The sequence below is a fragment of the Geodermatophilus sp. SYSU D01186 genome (genome assembly GCF_054050215.1).
Map to the genome: position 1 here is coordinate 208,075 of NZ_JBJGYW010000001.1, position 18,295 is coordinate 226,369.

At 73.7% G+C, this 18,295-nt stretch carries 17 protein-coding genes; 10 read left to right on the forward strand and 7 right to left on the reverse strand.

Annotated features, from left to right (window positions below; genetic code table 11):
• Window positions 1-80: 80 nt before the first annotated feature.
• Entirely contained in the window at window positions 81-1,724 is a 1,644-nt protein-coding gene (groL, locus tag ACI784_RS01130; RefSeq protein ID WP_457012283.1) for a chaperonin GroEL, read from the forward strand.
• 159 nt (window positions 1,725-1,883) lie between these two features.
• Here groL and ACI784_RS01135 read toward each other — a convergent pair whose 3' ends face one another.
• Entirely contained in the window at window positions 1,884-2,183 is a 300-nt protein-coding gene (locus tag ACI784_RS01135; RefSeq protein ID WP_456847850.1) for a WhiB family transcriptional regulator, read from the reverse strand.
• 339 nt (window positions 2,184-2,522) lie between these two features.
• Between ACI784_RS01135 and ACI784_RS01140 the strand changes: the two genes are divergently transcribed.
• The gene (locus ACI784_RS01140) at window positions 2,523-3,272 is read left to right on the forward strand and encodes a response regulator transcription factor (protein WP_456922979.1); all 750 of its coding nucleotides are present in this window, start codon (window positions 2,523-2,525) and stop codon (window positions 3,270-3,272) included.
• 242 nt (window positions 3,273-3,514) lie between these two features.
• On the opposite strand, the gene ACI784_RS01145 is transcribed toward ACI784_RS01140, so the two are convergent.
• Window positions 3,515-3,913: a DUF5319 family protein gene (locus ACI784_RS01145; RefSeq protein ID WP_456922980.1), complete on the reverse strand. Its 399-nt coding sequence runs from the start codon at window positions 3,911-3,913 to the stop codon at window positions 3,515-3,517.
• Window positions 3,914-4,034: 121 nt separating this feature from the next.
• On the opposite strand from ACI784_RS01145, the gene guaB reads away from it, so the two are divergent.
• The 4 genes from guaB (at window position 4,035) to ACI784_RS01165 (ending at window position 8,971) form a co-directional block, all read left to right on the forward strand.
• Entirely contained in the window at window positions 4,035-5,555 is a 1,521-nt protein-coding gene (gene guaB / locus ACI784_RS01150; protein WP_457012284.1) for an IMP dehydrogenase, read from the forward strand.
• A 6-nt stretch (window positions 5,556-5,561) separates the two neighbouring features.
• On the forward strand, window positions 5,562-6,713 hold the full coding sequence (locus ACI784_RS01155; RefSeq protein ID WP_457012285.1) for a GuaB3 family IMP dehydrogenase-related protein: 1,152 nt from the start codon (window positions 5,562-5,564) through the stop codon (window positions 6,711-6,713).
• On the forward strand, window positions 6,713-8,275 hold the full coding sequence (gene guaA / locus ACI784_RS01160) for a glutamine-hydrolyzing GMP synthase (RefSeq protein ID WP_456922983.1): 1,563 nt from the start codon (window positions 6,713-6,715) through the stop codon (window positions 8,273-8,275). Before ACI784_RS01155 ends, guaA begins: the two co-directional genes overlap by 1 nt.
• Before the next feature lie 111 nt (window positions 8,276-8,386).
• On the forward strand, window positions 8,387-8,971 hold the full coding sequence (locus ACI784_RS01165) for a dienelactone hydrolase family protein (protein WP_457012286.1): 585 nt from the start codon (window positions 8,387-8,389) through the stop codon (window positions 8,969-8,971).
• A gap of 68 nt (window positions 8,972-9,039) precedes the next feature.
• On the opposite strand, the gene ACI784_RS01170 is transcribed toward ACI784_RS01165, so the two are convergent.
• Together ACI784_RS01170 and ACI784_RS01175 are read right to left on the reverse strand one after the other, a co-directional pair.
• Window positions 9,040-9,339 (reverse strand): hypothetical protein, encoded by a 300-nt coding sequence (locus tag ACI784_RS01170; protein ID WP_456922985.1) that lies wholly within the window; start codon window positions 9,337-9,339, stop codon window positions 9,040-9,042.
• Complete coding sequence (locus tag ACI784_RS01175) at window positions 9,332-10,213, reverse strand: PspC domain-containing protein (protein ID WP_457012287.1); 882 nt, start codon at window positions 10,211-10,213, stop codon at window positions 9,332-9,334. The genes ACI784_RS01170 and ACI784_RS01175 overlap by 8 nt, the downstream gene beginning before the upstream one ends.
• 183 nt (window positions 10,214-10,396) lie before the next feature.
• Here ACI784_RS01175 and ACI784_RS01180 point away from each other — a divergent pair, with 183 nt between their 5' ends.
• Together ACI784_RS01180 and ACI784_RS01185 are read left to right on the forward strand one after the other, a co-directional pair.
• On the forward strand, window positions 10,397-11,572 hold the full coding sequence (locus tag ACI784_RS01180) for an ATP-binding protein (RefSeq protein ID WP_456922987.1): 1,176 nt from the start codon (window positions 10,397-10,399) through the stop codon (window positions 11,570-11,572).
• Window positions 11,569-12,240 (forward strand): response regulator, encoded by a 672-nt coding sequence (locus tag ACI784_RS01185; protein WP_456922988.1) that lies wholly within the window; start codon window positions 11,569-11,571, stop codon window positions 12,238-12,240. The genes ACI784_RS01180 and ACI784_RS01185 overlap by 4 nt, the downstream gene beginning before the upstream one ends.
• A gap of 29 nt (window positions 12,241-12,269) precedes the next feature.
• On the opposite strand, the gene ACI784_RS01190 is transcribed toward ACI784_RS01185, so the two are convergent.
• Entirely contained in the window at window positions 12,270-13,649 is a 1,380-nt protein-coding gene (locus tag ACI784_RS01190) for an acetamidase/formamidase family protein (protein ID WP_457012288.1), read from the reverse strand.
• A gap of 111 nt (window positions 13,650-13,760) precedes the next feature.
• Window positions 13,761-14,495 carry a PIG-L deacetylase family protein gene (locus ACI784_RS01195; RefSeq protein WP_457012289.1) on the reverse strand — a complete coding sequence of 245 codons (735 nt, stop codon included), beginning with the start codon at window positions 14,493-14,495 and terminating at the stop codon, window positions 13,761-13,763.
• Window positions 14,496-14,665: 170 nt separating this feature from the next.
• Here ACI784_RS01195 and ACI784_RS01200 point away from each other — a divergent pair, with 170 nt between their 5' ends.
• Window positions 14,666-15,073: a YybH family protein gene (locus ACI784_RS01200; protein WP_456922991.1), complete on the forward strand. Its 408-nt coding sequence runs from the start codon at window positions 14,666-14,668 to the stop codon at window positions 15,071-15,073.
• A 40-nt stretch (window positions 15,074-15,113) separates the two neighbouring features.
• Here ACI784_RS01200 and ACI784_RS01205 read toward each other — a convergent pair whose 3' ends face one another.
• Window positions 15,114-15,386: a chorismate mutase gene (locus ACI784_RS01205; protein ID WP_456922992.1), complete on the reverse strand. Its 273-nt coding sequence runs from the start codon at window positions 15,384-15,386 to the stop codon at window positions 15,114-15,116.
• Between the two features lie 331 nt (window positions 15,387-15,717).
• Here ACI784_RS01205 and pcrA point away from each other — a divergent pair, with 331 nt between their 5' ends.
• Window positions 15,718-18,012, forward strand: coding sequence for a DNA helicase PcrA (pcrA, locus tag ACI784_RS01210; RefSeq protein WP_457012290.1), 2,295 nt, complete (start codon window positions 15,718-15,720; stop codon window positions 18,010-18,012).
• Window positions 18,013-18,295 lie beyond the last annotated feature (283 nt).

Sequence of the window (18,295 nt, forward strand, 5' to 3'; positions counted from 1 at the left end):
CCGACCGCCCCGGCGACCCGAACACCGGGTCCCGGGGCGGTCGTCGTCCGACCCCCTGAACTCCGTATCGGAAGGGCCCCATGGCCAAGATCATCAAGTTCAACGAGGACGCCCGCCGCGCGCTCGAGCGCGGTGTCGACAAGCTCGCCGACGCCGTCAAGGTGACCCTCGGCCCGCGCGGCCGCAACGTCGTCCTCGACAAGAAGTTCGGCGCGCCCACCATCACCAACGACGGCGTCACGATCGCCCGCGAGGTGGAGCTCGAGGACCCCTACGAGAACCTCGGCGCCCAGCTGGCCAAGAACGTCGCCACCAAGACCAACGACGTCGCCGGTGACGGCACCACCACCGCGACCGTGCTGGCCCAGGCCCTGGTCCACGAGGGCATGCGCAACGTCGCCGCCGGCGCGGGCCCGATGGCGCTGGGCGCCGGCATGCGCGCCGCCGCCGACGCCGTCGCCACGGCCCTCGACGAGGTCGCCATCCCCGTCTCCGACCAGGCCTCCATCGCCGGCGTCGCGACGATCTCCGCGCAGGACGCCGAGGTCGGCCGGCTCATCGGCGAGGCCATGGAGAAGGTCGGCAAGGACGGCGTCATCACCGTCGAGGAGAGCAACACCCTCTCCACCGAGCTCGACGTCACCGAGGGCGTGCAGTTCGACAAGGGCTACCTCTCGCCCTACTTTGTCACCGACCAGGAGGCGATGGAGGCCGTCCTCGACGACGCCCTCGTCCTGCTGGTCAGCGGCAAGATCAGTGCCCTGGCCGACCTGCTCCCGCTGCTGGAGAAGGTGCTGTCCACCGGCGCCCGGCCGCTGCTGATCGTCGCCGAGGACGTCGAGGGTGAGGCGCTGTCCACCCTCGTCGTCAACTCCATCCGGAAGACGATCAAGGTCGTCGCCGTCAAGTCGCCGTACTTCGGTGACCGGCGCAAGGCGTTCATGACCGACCTCGCCGTCGTCACCGGCGGTCAGGTGGTCAGCGAGGACGTCGGCCTCAAGCTCGACCAGGTCGGCCTGGAGGTGCTCGGCACCGCCCGCCGGATCACCGTCGACAAGGACAACACCACGATCGTCGACGGCGGCGGCACGACCCAGGCCATCGGCGACCGCGTGGCCCAGATCCGGCGCGAGATCGAGGCGACCGACTCCGACTGGGACCGCGAGAAGCTGCAGGAGCGGCTGGCCAAGCTCGCCGGCGGCATCGGCGTCATCCGCGTCGGTGCGGCGACCGAGGTCGAGATGAAGGAGAAGAAGCACCGCATCGAGGACGCCATCGCCGCCACCCGCGCCGCGGTGGAGGAGGGCGTCGTCCCCGGCGGTGGCTCGGCGCTCGTGCACGCGGCGGCCGCGATCGACTCCCTCGGCCTCTCCGGTGACGAGCTCACCGGCGCCCGCGCCGTCCGTGCCGCCCTCGACGCCCCGCTGGTGCGGATCGCCGAGAACGCCGGGTTCGAGGGCCGGGTCGTCGTCGCCAAGGTCCGCGAGGCGGGCACGGGCACGGGCTTCAACGCCGCGACCGGCGAGTTCGGCGACCTGGTCGCCCAGGGCGTCATCGACCCGGTCAAGGTCACCAAGGCCGCGCTGGGCAACGCCGTCTCGATCGCCGCGATGGTGCTGACCACCGACTCCGCCGTCGTCGAGGCGCCGCAGGAGGAGCACGAGCACGCGGGTGCCGGGCACCACACCCACGGCCACTCGCACGGCCACGGGCACAGCCACTGAGGTGAGCCCCGGCTCCTGACGAGATCGGCGATCTCGCACGCTTCCCGCCGTCGGGACGTGCGAGATCGCCGATCTCGTCGCACAAGGGAGCGCCAGAACGCACAGAGGGCCGGTCCAGCAGCTGCTGGACCGGCCCTCTGCCGCGTCTGTGGAGGAGGCTCAGACCCCCGCGGCGACGGCGGCGGGCTCCGCGGCGATCAGCCGGGCCCGCTCCTCCTCGCTCATGCCGCCCCACACGCCGTACGGCTCGCGGACGGACAGTGCGTGCTTCAGGCACGCGTCGATGACGGGGCAGCGGGCGCAGACGGCCTTGGCGGCCGCCTGGCGCCGGGCCCGGGCCGGGCCGCGCTCGCCGTCGGGGTGGAAGAACAGGGCCGTGCTTTCGCCACGGCAGGCTCCGTGCAGCTGCCAGTCCCAGACCTCGGCAACGGGGGTGGGGAGTCGGCGGATGTCGGCCATGAAGGTCCTCCTCGGCTCGGTGCGGGCCGGAGAAGGCGGTCCGGCTGCAAGGGGCCCGGTGCCCGAGGCCTCCACGGGTCAAACACACCGTGACCCTGCATTTTCACGGCTCTCGTCTCCCCCCGCTGGGTGAGAGGCGCTGTCGTCACCCCCCGCACTCGATCAAGGTGACTGCAGGTCGTGTCGAACTCCGGCGTGGGACACCCCACGGAGCGTCGGCACTGCCGGTGGCGACGGCGGTGCCCCGGGTGGGGACTCCCGCCCGAGCGACACCCGGCCGGGGGATCCGGGCGGTGGGACCCGGACGGTACCGAGCGGCCGGGAGAGCGAGGAGCAGGCGTGATCGACGACAGGATGCGCGGCCCGGGCCAGGGCACGACGACCGTGTGGGTCTACGACGAGCGCCGGCGGGTCCGCGACGACATCGCGGGCCGGCTGGTGGCGCTGCCGTTCGTGGGCCGGGTGGAGGTCGTCGGTGACGCCGCCGCCCTCATGTCCCGGCTGGCGACCCGGCTGCCCGACGTGCTGCTGGTCGGCACCCAGCGGGCGCTGGACTCCGGGCTGACCGTCGCCACCCAGGCACTGCGGGCGCACCCCCGGCTGCCGGTGCTCGTGCTCGGCGCGCCCGACGACGCCGAGAGCGTGCGGGCCGCCGTCGCGGTGGGTGCGCGCGGGTACCTGCGCTGGGACGCCACGGCCCTGGAGATGGGCCTGGGCCTGTCCCGGGTCGGGCTGCGGGTCGACGGCCGGGGTCCCGCCCCTTCCATCCCGCACCAGCCGGTGCCGCTGGCGTCGGTCGGCGCCGCCACCGCGAGCCCCGCGTGGAGTGGTGCCACCCCGCTGGCCGGGTCCGCCCCGACGACGGTGCGCTCCACCGTGCGCGAGCCGGCGGCGGTCAGCCTGTCGATGCGCGAGATGCAGGTGCTGACCGGCATGAGCCAGGGCAAGAGCAACGCCCAGATCGGCCGGGAGCTCTACCTGTCCGAGGACACCATCAAGACCCACGCCCGCCGGCTGTTCCGCAAGCTGGGCGCCAAGGACCGCGCCGAGGCGGTGGCCACCGGCTTCCGCCGCGGCATGATGCAGTGACGATGCGGTCCTGACCGACCGCGATGACGAGAGCCCCCGGCGTGCGCGCCGGGGGCTCTCGGCGTGTCAGCGGGCCGGGACAGCGATCGGGACCGACGGGAGGGCAGCGCAGGTCGGGCACGGCACGCGTCCGGGTGGACCGGTCGAGGGGTCCGGAGGGTCCCCGACCGGGACACGGGCAGCGGCTCCACGCAGCCGGGGACGGCACGCGGCCGCGGTGCCGTCCGGAGGACCGCAGTGACTCAGTCGTCGCGGGCGTGCTTGCCGGCGCGGCCGCTGCCGGGCTCCTCGCGCTCGGCCATCGCGGCGATCCCGTCGGCGTAGCCGCTGGCGTAGTCCCAGCTCACGTAGTCGTCGGGGTCGGGGTCGAACGGCGGCTCGTGGCGGCCGGTCTGCCCCTCCTCGAGCAGCTGGCGCAGGTTGGCCTGCATGAGGGCCCAGTCGACGTGGTGCTCCTCGTCGCAGTCGGGGCAGTCCACGACGATGCCCTTGATGCCGGTGGGCTCCAGGAGGGTGCGGAACACCTCCAGCTCGGCGAGGTCGTCCAGGACGCCGGCCCGCTCCTCCATGGTCAGCGGCGGCGGACCTGGCTGGTCGGCGGGCCCGAAGTCGGGCCCGGATGCGTCGTCCCACGTACTCACGGCTCCCACGGTAGTGGCCTGACGGGCATCACATCGAGCGCGCGGTGTCGCCGCCTACGATCGACGGAGACTCCCGCGCGCCCATCAGGGCGCCGGCCGATCCGGAGGGGTGGCGGCTTCGATGCAGCCCGACGAGTTCGTTCCCGAGCTGCCGGCGAAGTTCGCGCCGCTCGGGCTCACCTACGACGACGTCCTGCTGATCCCCGGTGCGTCCGACGTCGTGCCGGCCGAGGTGGACACCAGCAGCCAGCTCACGCGGGGCATCCGGCTGGCCGTGCCGCTGGTCTCCAGCGCGATGGACACCGTCACCGAGGCCCGGATGGCGATCGCGATGGCCCGCGTCGGCGGCATCGGCGTCCTGCACCGCAACCTCGCCGCCGAGGAGCAGGCCGGCCAGGTGGACCTGGTCAAGCGCTCCGAGGCCGGCATGGTCACCAATCCGGTCACCTGCTCCCCGGAGAACACCCTCGCCGAGGTCGACGCGCTGTCGGCGCGCTACCGGATCTCCGGTGCGCCCGTCGTCGACGCCGACGGCGTCCTCGTGGGCATCGTGACCAACCGCGACATGCGGTTCGAGACCGACCAGTCGGTGCTGGTCCGCGACGTGATGACGCCGATGCCGCTGATCACCGCCCCGGTCGGTGTCGACGCCGACACCGCGCTGCGCCTGCTCTCCAAGCACAAGGTGGAGAAGCTGCCGCTGGTCGACGACGCCGGCCGGCTGCGCGGGCTGATCACCGTCAAGGACTTCGTCAAGCGCGACCAGTACCCCAACGCCACCAAGGACGTCGACGGCCGGCTGATGGTGGGCGCGGCGCTCGGCGTGGGCGAGGACGCCTACAAGCGGGCCGGCCTGCTGGTCGACGCCGGCGTCGACGTGCTGGTCGTCGACACCGCGCACGGCCACCAGCGCGCGGTGCTGGACATGGTCGCCCGCGTGAAGAAGGACTTCGCGACCGTCGGCCACGGCGTCCAGGTGGTCGGCGGCAACGTCGCCACCCGCGCGGGTGCGCAGGCGCTGGTCGACGCGGGCGTGGACGCGGTGAAGGTCGGCGTCGGGCCCGGCTCCATCTGCACCACCCGGGTGGTCGCCGGCGTCGGCGTCCCCCAGGTCACCGCCATCTACGAGGCCGCGCTGGCGGCCCGGGCGGCCGGCGTCCCGGTGATCGCCGACGGCGGTCTGCAGTACTCCGGCGACATCGCCAAGGCGCTCGTCGCCGGCGCGTCCACGGTGATGATCGGCGGCCTGTTCGCCGGCGTCGAGGAGGCGCCGGGCGAGCTGGTGTTCGTCAACGGCAAGCAGTACAAGACCTACCGCGGCATGGGGTCGCTGGGCGCGATGCAGAAGCGCGGCAACCAGTCCTACAGCCGGGACCGCTACTTCGCCGACGACGTCCTCTCCGACGACAAGCTCGTCCCCGAGGGCATCGAGGGCCAGGTGCCCTACCGCGGCCCGCTGGCCGGCGTGGCGCACCAGCTCGTCGGCGGCCTGCGCGCCTCCATGGGCTACGCGGGGGCGGAGACCGTCGAGGACCTGCAGGAGCGCGGCCGGCTGACCCGCATCACCTCCGCGGGTCTGGTGGAGAGCCACCCCCACGACATCCAGATGACCGTCGAAGCTCCCAACTACCGGGGTCGGTGACCGGAGATGCCCACGCGTGACACCGTCGAGATCGGGCTGAACCGCTTCGCCCGCCGCGGGTACGACCTCGACGAGGTCTCGATCGTGCCCTCGCGGCGCACCCGGGACGTCGACGACGTCTCCACCGCCTGGCAGATCGACGCCTTCCGGTTCGACATCCCGCTGGTGACCAGCCCCTCGGACGCCGTGATGAGCCCCGCGACGGCGATCGCCGTCGGGCAGGCCGGTGGGCTCGGCGTGCTCAACGCCGAGGGCCTGTGGACCCGGTACGACGACCCCGCATCGGTCTACCGCCGGATCCGCGAGGCCGCGGCCGAGGGCGCCCCGCCGGTGTCGGTGCTGCAGGACGTCTACTGCGAGCCGGTGAAGCCCGACCTGATCACCTCGCGGATCAAGGAGATGCGCGACGCCGGGGTGACCACCGCCGTCCGGGTCTCCCCGCAGCACACCCAGCAGCTGGCGCCCGCGGTGCTGGCGGCCGGCGTGGACCTGCTGGTCATCCAGGGCACGATCGTCTCCGCCGAGCACGTCACCACGCAGGGCGGTGCGCTGAACCTCAAGGAGTTCATCGCCGACCTGGACGTCCCGGTGATCGTGGGCGGCGCGGCGAACTACCAGACCGCGCTGCACCTCATGCGCACCGGAGCGGCCGGGGTCATCGTCGGCGTGGGCGCCGACAGCTTCTCCACCGGGGACGCCGTCATGGGCGTCCGGGTGCCGCTGGCCAGCGCGATCGTCGACGCCGCCGCGGCCCGCCGCGACTACCTCGACGAGACCGGCGGCCGGTACGTGCACGTCATCGCCAACGGGCGCATCGAGACCAGCGGCGCCATCGCCCGCGCCCTGGCCTGCGGTGCCGACGCCGTCCAGGTCGGCGAGCCGCTGCGCGCGGCGGCCGAGGCGCCCGGCGGCGGCATCTGGTGGGACTCGGTGGCGGCGCACCCGCGGCTGCCGCGCGGCGGTGTGTCGACGCCGATCCCGCCGGCCGGGTCGCTGCAGGACGTGCTGCTCGGCGCCGCGCAGACCGCCGACGGCCGGACCAACCTGTTCGGGGCGCTGCGCCGGACCATGGCCAAGACCGGCTACCGCGACCTCAAGGAGTTCCAGCGGGTCGACCTGGTCATCGGCGGTTACCAGCCCGCCACGCAGGACCACTGATGGACTTCCCGACCGTCCTGGTCGTCGACTTCGGCGCCCAGTACGCGCAGCTGATCGCCCGGCGGATCCGCGAGGCCGGCGTCTACTCCGAGATCGTGCCCTCCGACGTCCCGGCGGAGGAGATCGTCGCCCGCAAGCCGGCCGCGATCGTGCTCTCCGGCGGGCCGTCGAGCGTGTACGCCGAGGGCGCTCCGCAGGTGGACCCGACGCTGTTCGAGGCCGGCGTCCCGGCGTTCGGCATCTGCTACGGCTTCCAGGCGATGGCGCAGAGCCTCGGCGGCACCGTCGCGCACACCGGCGACCGCGAGTACGGCGGCACCCCGCTGACGGTGACCACGCAGGCGCGGCTGTTCGGGTCGCTGCCGGTCGAGCAGTCGGTGTGGATGAGCCACGGCGACGCCGTCAGCGCCGCGCCGCCCGGGTTCACCGTCACCGCGACCTCGACCGGCGCTCCCGTCGCCGCGTTCGAGGACGTCGACCGCAAGCTCGCCGGCGTGCAGTTCCACCCCGAGGTGCGGCACACCGCGCACGGGCAGACGGTGCTCGAGCACTTCCTGTTCGACATCGCCGGTCTGGAGCCGACCTGGACGATGGCCAACGTCGTCGAGGAGCAGGTCGAGCGGATCCGCGCGGAGGTCGGCGACCGGCGGGCGCTGTGCGCGCTGTCGGGCGGGGTCGACTCCGCGGTCGCCGCCGCGCTCGTCCAGCGCGCCATCGGCGACCGGCTGACCTGCGTGTACGTCGACCACGGGCTGATGCGGGAAGGCGAGACCGAGCAGATCGAGCGGGACTTCGTCGCCGTCACCGGCGCCGACCTGCGGGTGGTCGACGCCCGCGCCCAGTTCCTCGACGCGCTGGCCGGGGTGAGCGACCCCGAGCAGAAGCGGAAGATCATCGGCCGGGAGTTCATCCGCGTCTTCGAGCAGGCCGCGCTCGACGTCGTCTCCGACGCGAAGGCGCACGGCGAGACCGTCGACTTCCTCGTGCAGGGCACGCTCTACCCCGACGTCGTCGAGTCCGGCGGCGGCACCGGGACGGCGAACATCAAGAGCCACCACAACGTCGGCGGCCTGCCCGAGGACCTCACGTTCACCCTCGTCGAGCCGCTGCGCACCCTGTTCAAGGACGAGGTGCGCGAGGTCGGGCTGCAGCTGGGCCTGCCGGAGTCGCTGGTGTGGCGCCAGCCGTTCCCCGGGCCGGGGCTGGGCATCCGCATCGTCGGCGAGGTCACCCAGGAGCGGCTGGACGTGCTGCGGAAGGCCGACGCGATCGCCCGCGCGGAGCTCACCGCGGCGAACCTGGACCGGGAGATCTGGCAGTGCCCGGTGGTGCTGCTGGCCGACGTCCGCTCGGTCGGCGTCCAGGGGGACGGGCGCACGTACGGCCACCCGGTCGTGCTGCGGCCGGTGTCCAGCGAGGACGCGATGACCGCCGACTGGACCCGCCTGCCCTACGACGTCCTGGCGCGGATCTCGACCCGGATCACCAACGAGGTGCCCGAGGTCAACCGCGTCGTCCTCGACGTGACCAGCAAGCCGCCGGGCACCATCGAGTGGGAGTAGAAGGGCCCCGTCGCCCCCCACGCCCTCGCTCGCGCTCGGCCGCGGGTCCCTGCGACGGGGCCGGTCCAGCACGTCACCTGCCCTGTCAGCACCCTGGGCCACGCTGACGGCATGGCCTCGATCGCGCTGTTCCACTCCGTCCTCGGCGTCCGCCCCGGCATCACCGACGCCGCCGACCGGTTCCGGGCCGCCGGGCACGAGGTGCTCGTCGTCGACCAGTACGAGGGGCGGGTCTTCGACGACTACGCCGACGCCGGTGCGCACGTCGAGGAGGTCGGCTTCCCGGCGCTGATGCAGGCCGCTGTCGACGCCGTCCGGGAGCTGCCCGACGGCTTCGTCGCGGCGGGGTTCTCCAACGGCGCGGGCATGGCCGAGTACGTGGCCACGCAGCGGCGCTGCTCCGGCGTCCTGTTGTTCTCCGGCGCGCTGCCGCTGGCGGTGCTCGGGGTGGCGGCGTGGCCGGCGGGCGTGCCGGTGCAGGTGCACTACGGGGAGCGGGACCCGTTCCGCGCCCAGGAGTGGGTCGACGGCTTCCTGGCCGACGTGCGCCGCAGCGGCAGCCTCGTCGAGTTCGTCGAGCACCCGGTCGGCGGGCACCTGTTCACCGACCCGAGCCTGCCCGCGGAGTACGACGCGGCGGCCACCGAGGTGCTGTGGGAGCGGGCGCTGGCCTTCTGCGCCCGCGTCGCCGGCTGACGAACGGCGGAGGGCCCGGGGAGCCACCGCTCCCCGGGCCCTCCGCCCGATCCACCCCTCCCGGTGCGTCAGCGCCGCCGGCGGCGGACCTTGCGCACCTCGCTGACCAGCAGGGCCACGCCGGCGCCGATCAGCACCAGCCACAGCAGGCCCCCGTCGTCGAACAGGTCGAAGGGGAACACCGCGCCGGCCATGAGCGAGACGGCCAGGACGACGAACACCAGGCCGGGGACCAGCGCGGTGAGGTCGATGCCCCGGCGCGGTGCCGGCGGGGGCGGCGGGTCCTCGACCGGCAGCGGTGTGATGTCACCGAACGCGTGCTCCTGCCAGGCGGTGGGCGTCGTCGGGAACTCGCTGTAGTCAGGCACGGTCCACCTCCACGTCGCCGATGCCGGCGTTGATGGTCAGCACGATCTCGGGGTCCCCGTCGCCGGTCCAGGGGCTGGACCCGGTGCCGGCGTGGTAGCCGTCGACCACGCCGTCGCCGAAGACGTCGACGTCACCGATGCCGCTGGACACCTGCACCCGGACGTCGGCGGAGCGGGGGATGAGCACGTCCACGTCGCCGACCCCGGCGTCCACGCGGGTGGTGATCGGGCCGTCGAGGTCCGAGAGGTCGACGTCGGTGAGGTCGAGCACCGCGTCACCGACGCCGAGGTGGTACTCGGGACGGACGTCGGCGGCGGTCAGCGGCCGGTAGGTGCGGTCGCCGACGCCGTCGTCGAGGTCCCGCCACGGCTCGGCGGACACGACCATGAGCGCCACCGAGAGCAGGGCGCCCAGCGCGATCAGGCCGCCCTTGGCCCGCCGTCCGCCGGTGAACGCCGCCGCGACCAGCCCCAGGCCGACCACCAGGAGCGCCGGCCCGAGGATGAACCGCGGGTCGATCGACCAGTCGGTGAACCGGCTGACCAGCACGAGCGTGCCGACGACGATGAGCAGGCCGGCCAGCGTGATGCCCGGGACCGGCGAGCGCGGACCGCGGTCGGCCCGCTCCCAGCGGCGGCCGTACCCCGCGGGGCCGCCCGGCCCGGCCGGCATGAAGAGCCACAGCAGGAGGTAGACGGGGATGCCCGGGCCGGCGATGGCCAGGGCGACGAAGCCGACCCGCCACAGCAGCGCGTCGATGCCGGAGTACTCGGCCAGGCCGCCGGAGACGCCACCGATGACCTTGTCGGTGCGGCTGCGCCGCAGCGGCGGGCGGACCGGCGGACCCGACGGGGGCGGCGGGTACTCCGCCATCGGCGGGTCGGACGGCGGGGGAGCGGGGGGTGCCGGGGGAGGAGGTGGTGCCGATGTCATGCGACGAGCCTGCGCCGCGGCGCCGCCCGGGGACATCAGGGAAGGCCCCCAATCGACCCTGGTCCGGTACTCCAGGGTGATCACCGGTGTGACGCGACGACCTGCGGTGCGACGATCGACAGCGTGACGACGACTGCCCTCGTGCCGCAGCGCCCGCCGCTGGCACGCCCGCGGTCGGGCCGGCTGCTGGCCGGTGTCGCCGCGGGCACGGCGGTGCACCTGCGGCTGGACCCGCTCGCCGTCCGCATCGGCTTCGTGGTCCTCGCGGTCACGGGCGTCGGCGTCATCGCCTACGCGCTGCTGTGGTTCTTCATGCCCGTCGCGGACGTCGACGTCGTCCCCGAGGAGCGCGACCCGGCCACCGAGCCCAGTCGCCGGCAGACCCTCGGCCTCACCCTGCTCGGGTTCGGCGGGCTGGTGCTGGTCACCAACCTGGCCACCTGGGGCAACAACGACCTCGTCGTCCCCCTGGTCCTGGTGGGTGCCGGGCTGGCGGTCATCTGGCGGCAGCTGGACACCGACCGCACCCTGTCCCGGCCCGGCGTCCCGTGGGTGCTCGCCGGTGGCATCGCCCTGGGCGCCGCCGGGCTGGTGCTGCTGCTGGCCACGACCGGGCAGCTGGCCAACGCCCGCAACGGCTTCGCCGCCACCCTGGTGATCCTCGTGGGCGTCGCGCTGGCCACCGCCCCGCTGTGGCGCCGGCTGCTCGCCTCCCGCGAGGCGGAGCGCACCGCGCGGGTGCGCTCGGAGGAGCGGGCCGCGGTCGCCGCCCACCTGCACGACTCGGTGCTGCAGACCCTCGCGCTGATCCAGCGCCACGCCGAGGACCCGAAGGCCGTGGCCCGGCTGGCCCGCAGCCAGGAGCGCGAGCTGCGCACCTGGCTCTACGAGCCGGAGAAGGCCGCCGGGGGCACCTGGGCGGCGCTGGTCGAGGGCATGGTCGCCGAGGTGGAGGCCGACCATGCGCTGACCGTCGAGTCGGTCGTCGTCGGGGACGCGCCGGTCGACGACGCGCTCGCCGCCCTCGGCGCGGCCACCAAGGAGGCCCTGGTCAACGCGGCCAAGCACTCCGGTGCGACGTCGGCGGACCTCTACACCGAGGTGACGCCGCAGCGCGTCGAGGTGTTCGTCCGCGACCGGGGCGCCGGGTTCGACCCGGGTGAGGTGCCCGCCGACCGGCGCGGGCTGCGGGACTCCGTCACCGGGCGCCTGGCCCGCGTGGGCGGGACGGCGACGGTGCGCTCCGCGCCGGGGGAGGGGACCGAGGTCGAGATGTACCTGCCGAGGGAGGCCGCGTGAGCGAGGTGCGGGGGCCGCGCGTCTTCCTGGTCGACGACCACGCGATGGTGCGGTCGGGCGTGCGCACCGAGCTGGGCGACGCCGTGACGGTCGTCGGGGAGGCCGCCGACGTCGCGGGCGCGGTCGAGGGCATCCGGGCCACGACGCCCGACGTCGTGCTGCTCGACGTCCACCTGCCCGGCGGCGGCGGCCACGCGGTGCTCGAGACGCTGCGGGCGGAGCTGCCGGCGGTGCGCTGGCTGGCGCTGTCGGTCTCCGATGCCGCCGAGGACGTCATCGCCGTCATCCGGGCCGGCGCCCGGGGTTACGTCACCAAGACCATCTCCGGGCCCGACCTGCGCGACGCCGTGCACCGGGTCGCCGACGGGGACGTGGTGTTCAGCCCGCGGCTGGCCGGCTTCGTGCTCGACGCCTTCGCCGCGACCTCGGCGTCCGCTCCCGCGCCGTCGGAGGACCCGGCCACCGACCCCGGGCTGGACCTGCTCAGCGCCCGCGAGCGGGAGGTGATGCAGCTGCTGGCCCGCGGCTACACCTACCGCGAGATCGGCTCACGGCTGTTCATCTCGGTGAAGACCGTGGAGTCCCACGCGTCCAACGTGCTGCGCAAGCTGCAGTTGTCCAACCGCAACGAGCTCACCCGCTGGGCGGCGACCAACCGCTTGTTGTGACGTGGCGCTGCAGGCGCAACAGCCGTGGCTCATGCGAAGTGGCTCTTGTAGATGACGCCGTGGACGCCGACGGTCCGGTCGACCACCTGCGAGACCTCGAAGTCGGCCGCCGCCGAGAGGTAGGCGTAGGCGACCGTCCGATCCATGCCGAGGTCGGTCTCCAGGAAGTCGAGGGCGTTGACCACGGCGCGCCGCGCGGCGACGTCGAGGTCGACGAACTGCCCGTCGCGGTACCCGTCGGGGTCGGACAGCCCGATCGGCAGCCAGGCGTCCGGTGACTCGCCGAACGGGTACCGGAAGGCCACCGACGGGGCGGTCCCGTCGCCCGGCTTGCAGACCGTCAGCCGGAACGTGAGCCGCAGGGACCCCTCCAGGGCGGTCAGCGCCACCTCGCCGTGCCCCATCGACATGTGCGGGTCGCCCACGGAGAACAGGGCTCCCTCGGCGACCACCGGCACGTAGAACGCCGAGCCGACGTTCAGGCGGCGGATGTCGATGTTGCCGCCGCCGACGGTCGGCGGGATGGAGTTCACCAGCGGGTCGTTCAGAGCCGGCGCGTCGGACACGGTGGCCACGGCCATGAGCCCGGCGAAGCAGTCGACCGGCCAGGAGACCCGGCGACCGGCCGCGCCGACCGGCATCCACGCGCGGGTCTCCCCACTCCGGGCCCGCTCCAGCGGCGTGAACACCGAGACGTTGCCGTACCGCGCCGGGTCACCGGTGGCGCGCCCGTCGGTCTCGACCGGCGGCATGACCTCGGCCTCGGTGATCCCGCCCTCCGGGCCCACCAGCTGGCGGGCCAGCGCGCCCTTGCCGTGCCGGCTGGAGACCACGCCGTAGGGCACCCGGGGCAGCGCGGTGAGCGGCTCGATCTTCAGCACGTCGCCGGGCTGTGCGCCGTCCACGAAGACCGGACCGGTGACGACGTGCGGCCCGTCGGCGTCGAAGTCGCGCACGTGCTTGGCGTACCCGGACGCGATGGCGACCGCGTCGTCCAGCACCTGCTCGCGGGGGACGCCGTTGCCGCCGAACCAGGCCACGGGGTCGCGGCCCTGGTCCTCGAGGATGCCCTCGTGGCTCACCGTGTCGACGGTGACCGTGCTGCCCGAGCGGACGCGGGCCACGGGCGCGTCACCGACGCGGGGCAGGTAGCCCCAGAGCACCTCGTCCGGCAGGGAGGAGACGTACACCTCGCCGTCGACGGGTCCCTGACCGGGCTGCAGGACCTCGCCGGGCAGGCGGGTGCGCGGCGTCGCGGCCGCGGGCGACGCCGTGACCAGACCCGTCCCCAGCGCGGCGCCGGCGGCCAGCGCGGCCTGGACGAACGTGCGCCGGCCGATGCCGCGCTCGACGACCTCCGCGGCGGTGGCGGGGTCGGGCCGGCCTGTTTGCGGCGTGGTCTGCGTCATGTGGTTCTCCCGTCCGTGGGGTGCTGGCCGGACGAGTCGAACGAACCGCTGGTTACGCCTGTGGAACTCGTGTTCCGTCGGGGTTTCCGGACGCGCGGCGGTTGCTCAGCGTCAGGCCGTGTGGACGACGTGGAAGGCCTCGGCGAGCCGGCCCCCGGGGAGGCCGAATCGGGCCGCGGTCTGCCGCATCCAGCCGCCGACGAACTCCTCGAGGTCGTCGCGGTGGCTGACCTGGGTGACGTGGCTCTTGAGCGCCGCGAACTTCAGCTCCACCACGTCGGTGACGTCGACGACGTGGTCGGCGCGCGGGCTGGCGGTCAGCCACACCTCGTCGACCGTCCAGGCCTCGAGCCCCTCCTCGGCGAGCAGCTCGGGGAAGGCGAAGGGGTTGCGGGCGTCGGGGTAGACCGCCCGCATCGTCGACTCCCCGACGGTCATGTGGTCCGGGTGGCTGGCCCCGACCCGCTCCCAGAACCGTTCCGGGGAGCTGGTGAGCACCCGCTGCGGCCGGACCTCCCGGATGACCCGGCTGATGTCGCGGCGCAGGTCGAGGGTGAGCTCCAGCCGCCCGTCGGGGTAGCCGAGGAAGCGGACGTCCTTGACCCCGCACACCGCCGCGGCGGCCTCCTGCTCGGCCCGCCGCAGCGGACCCATCTGCTCCCGCGGCGTCTCGTCGAAGCCGCCGGCGTCGCCGTCGGTGACGATGAGGTAGGTGACCTCGGTGCCGGCCGCCGTCCAGGTCGCGACGGTCCCGGAGCTGCCGAAGTCGACGTCGTCGGGGTGGGCGAGCACACACAGGACGCGGTCGACGTGCTCGGCGGGACGGAAGGGCTGCGCGGAGGTCACCCGCCGGAGCCTAGGTGGCGTCCCGTCAGCCCGCGGAACGCGTCCGGCAGCGGGGACGGGACACGCCGCCGCGGGGGTTCCGTCCGGATCCGGTCCGGAGCACCCTGACGGGCCGCGGGGGACGGTTCGCGGCGGCCCGCGCCGGCGGGTCGGCCGGGGGAGGAGCGGACATGGACCCGGACTTCGAGAAGGCCCTGCAGCGGACGGCGGACGCGCTGGCGGCGATCGGTGCCGGCGACCCGGCCCCGTACGCGGCGCTGTGGCTGCGGTCGGACGACGTCACCCTGTTCGGCGCCTGGGGGCCGATCGAGAAGGGCCACGCCGACGTGACCAGCACGTTCGAGTGGGTGGGCAGCCGGTTCAGCGACGGGGCGCTCACCCCCACCAACGACGTCGTCCACGTGGACGGCGACCTCGCCTGCACGGTCGGTTCCGAGCACGGCCTGGTCCGGGTCGACGGCGGGGAGCGGCGGCCGATGACGCTGCGGGTCACCCACTTCTACCGGCGGGTGGACGGCGAGTGGTGGCTGACCCACCGCCACGCGGACTTCCCGCCCATGGACCCGCGCCGCGGGTGACGCCTGGAGCCCAGAGGCGGCCGCGGGTGGCGCGTGGAGCTCAGAGGCGGCCGCGGCCCTGGCGCAGGAGCATCATGCCGAGGGTCGCGCCGTCGCGGCCGAGCGCCTCCTGGAACCGGGCGAGCACCTGCTGCTCGCGCGACAGCGACAGGCGGGTGCCGCCCGCGGCCCGGCGCAGCTCACCGATCTGCTGAGACACGGCCAGCCGGCGCTGCACCAGCGCGATGATCTCCGCGTCGCAGGAGTCGATCTCCTCGCGCAGGTCGGCGATGCGCGCGTCGGCGTCGGCGGCGGTGGGGAGCGTGGCGGTCATGGGGTGTTCCTCCGGGGCGGGCGGGAGGCCGTCGGACCCCTGGAACGAGAAACGCCCCGGGCTCCTCGGGCCCGGGGCGTCTGTTGCGGCGTGTGCTCAGCCAGCGGTGACGGACACCGGATCCCGGTGGCCGTAGTAAAAGCTGAGCGCGGTGAGCACGTCGAGGAGTGTGCCACGACGGCGTCGGTGATCGCCAGCCGGTCCCCGGCCGGTGCGCCGCCCGTTCCTGGGGACCGGGGACCGTCACCCGACCGAACTACAGTGGTGTCGTCATGAACCCACCCCACGAAAACGCTCCGCTGGCGCTCCTCGTTTCCGCGGGGTCCCCGGGATGAGCGTCCAGCAGGCCCTCCCCGGTACCGCCGCCCTCCAGCGCTCCGCCTCCGGCTCGGTGGGCCGGGAACTGGACCGCATGCTCGCCGGGCTCAACGGCCCGCAGCGGCAGGCCGTCGTCCACGAGGGCGGTCCGCTGCTCATCGTCGCCGGCGCCGGGTCGGGCAAGACGCGCGTGCTCACCCACCGGGTGGCCTACCTGCTCGGCGCCCGCGGGGCGCAGCCGGGCGAGGTCCTCGCGATCACCTTCACCAACAAGGCCGCCGGCGAGATGAAGGAGCGCGTGGCCGCGCTCGTCGGCCCGCGGGCCCGGGCCATGTGGGTGTCGACGTTCCACTCGATGTGCGTGCGCATCCTGCGCGCCGAGGCCGGCAAGCTCGGTATGAAGTCGTCGTTCACGATCTACGACCAGGGCGACTCGGTCCGGCTGATGACGATGGTCGCCCGCGACCTCGACCTCGACGCCAAGCGCTACCCGGGCCGCAGCCTCGCCGCCCAGGTGTCGAACCTCAAGAACGAGCTCATCGACGAGGAGAGCTACGTCCCGGGGACGGCGCCGGAGAAGGTGCTCGCCGAGGCCTACCGGCTCTACCAGCGGCGGCTGCGCGAGGCCCACGCCATGGACTTCGACGACCTGATCATGACGACGGTCCACCTGCTGCAGGCCTTCCCGGACGTCGCCGAGCACTACCGCCGCCGGTTCCGCCACGTGCTGGTCGACGAGTACCAGGACACCAACCACGCCCAGTACGTGCTGGTCCGCGAGCTGGTGGGGCCGGAGGGCGGCGCCGTCCCGCCGGCCGAGCTGTGCGTCGTCGGTGACGCCGACCAGTCGATCTACGCCTTCCGTGGCGCCACGATCCGCAACATCGACGAGTTCGAGCGCGACTACCCCCAGGCCACGACGATCCTGTTGGAGCAGAACTACCGCTCCACGCAGCGCATCCTCAAGGCGGCCAACCAGGTCATCGCGAAGAACACCGGCCGGCGTCCGAAGAACCTCTGGACCGACGCCGGCGACGGCGAGCTGATCGAGGGCTACGTCGCCGAGAACGAGCACGACGAGGCCGCCTGGGTCGCCGAGCAGATCGACGCGCTGGTCGACGAGGGCAAGGCCAAGCCCAAGGACATCGCCGTCTTCTACCGGACCAACAACGCCTCCCGTGTGTTCGAGGAGGTGTTCATCCGCGTCGGCATGCCCTACAAGGTCGTCGGCGGGGTGCGCTTCTACGAGCGCAAGGAGGTCCGCGACGCGCTGGCCTACCTCAAGGTGGTCGCCAACCCCGCCGACGTGGTGAGCCTGCGGCGGGTCATCAACGTGCCCAAGCGGGGCATCGGCGAGAAGGCCGAGTCCTGCATCGAGACCTTCGCCGACCGCGAGCGCATCGCCTTCGCCAGCGCCCTGCGCCGCTGCTCGGAGGTCCACACCCTCGCGCCGCGGTCGCTCAAGGCGATCCAGGAGTTCGTCGCGCTGCTGGAGGAGTTCGAGAACCTCGTCGAGACCGGCTCCGGCCCCGCCGCGCTGCTGGAGAGCATCCTCGACCGCACCGGCTACCTCGCCGAGCTGCAGGCCAGCACCGACCCCCAGGACGAGGGCCGCGTCGACAACCTCAACGAGCTCATCTCCGTGGCCGCCGAGTTCGAGGCGGCCAACCCGGGCGGCTCGGTCACCGACTTCCTCGAGCAGGTGTCGCTGGTGGCCGACGCCGACCAGATCCCCGTCGCCGGGGACGAGGCGGGCGTCGTCACGATGATGACCCTGCACACCGCCAAGGGCCTGGAGTTCCCCGTCGTCTTCCTCACCGGCATGGAGGACGGCGTCTTCCCGCACCTGCGGGCGCTGGGCGACCCGCGGGAGCTGGAGGAGGAGCGGCGGCTGGCCTACGTCGGCATCACCCGCGCGCAGCAGCGGCTGTTCATCTCCCGCGCCACGGTGCGCACCAGCTGGGGGCAGCCGGCCTACAACCCGCCTTCCCGGTTCCTCGACGAGATGCCGTCGGACACCGTGCAGTGGGCGGGCAAGGAGCCGGCTCCCGCGCCGAGCACCGGGTACCGCTCCGCGCAGACGCGGGTGGCCGCCACCGGGCTGTCCACCGGCGGGCTGCGGGGCGGCGCGGGCAACCGGCCGGTCATCGCCGTCGAGGTGGGCGACCGGGTCAGCCACGACGCGTTCGGGCTGGGCACGGTCGTGGAGGTCACCGGCGCCGGCGACAAGGCCCAGGCGACCGTGGACTTCGGCTCGGGCGGCACCAAGCGCCTCGTCCTGCGCTACGCCCCGCTCGTCAAGCTCTGACACCGCGGTCGTCCGGGCCGCACCGGGCGGTGCTCTGCGGGCGTTCTCCCCGCACTGCGGGTCCTGTGGCGCCCGCAGAGCGCGAGGAACACCCGTAGAGCGCCCGGGCGGGCACCGGGCGCCGACGATTGGTCAGATCTGGTCGGGCGTCGTCGACCCGCCGCTCTTGCGGTGTCCTGCACGCTCATGCGGCGCTGCAACACCGCAAGGGCGAGGGCGACACCGCAGGAGCCGGGGCATGGGCCGCGGAGCGGTGATCGATCGGGCCACGTGGCCGCGGTCG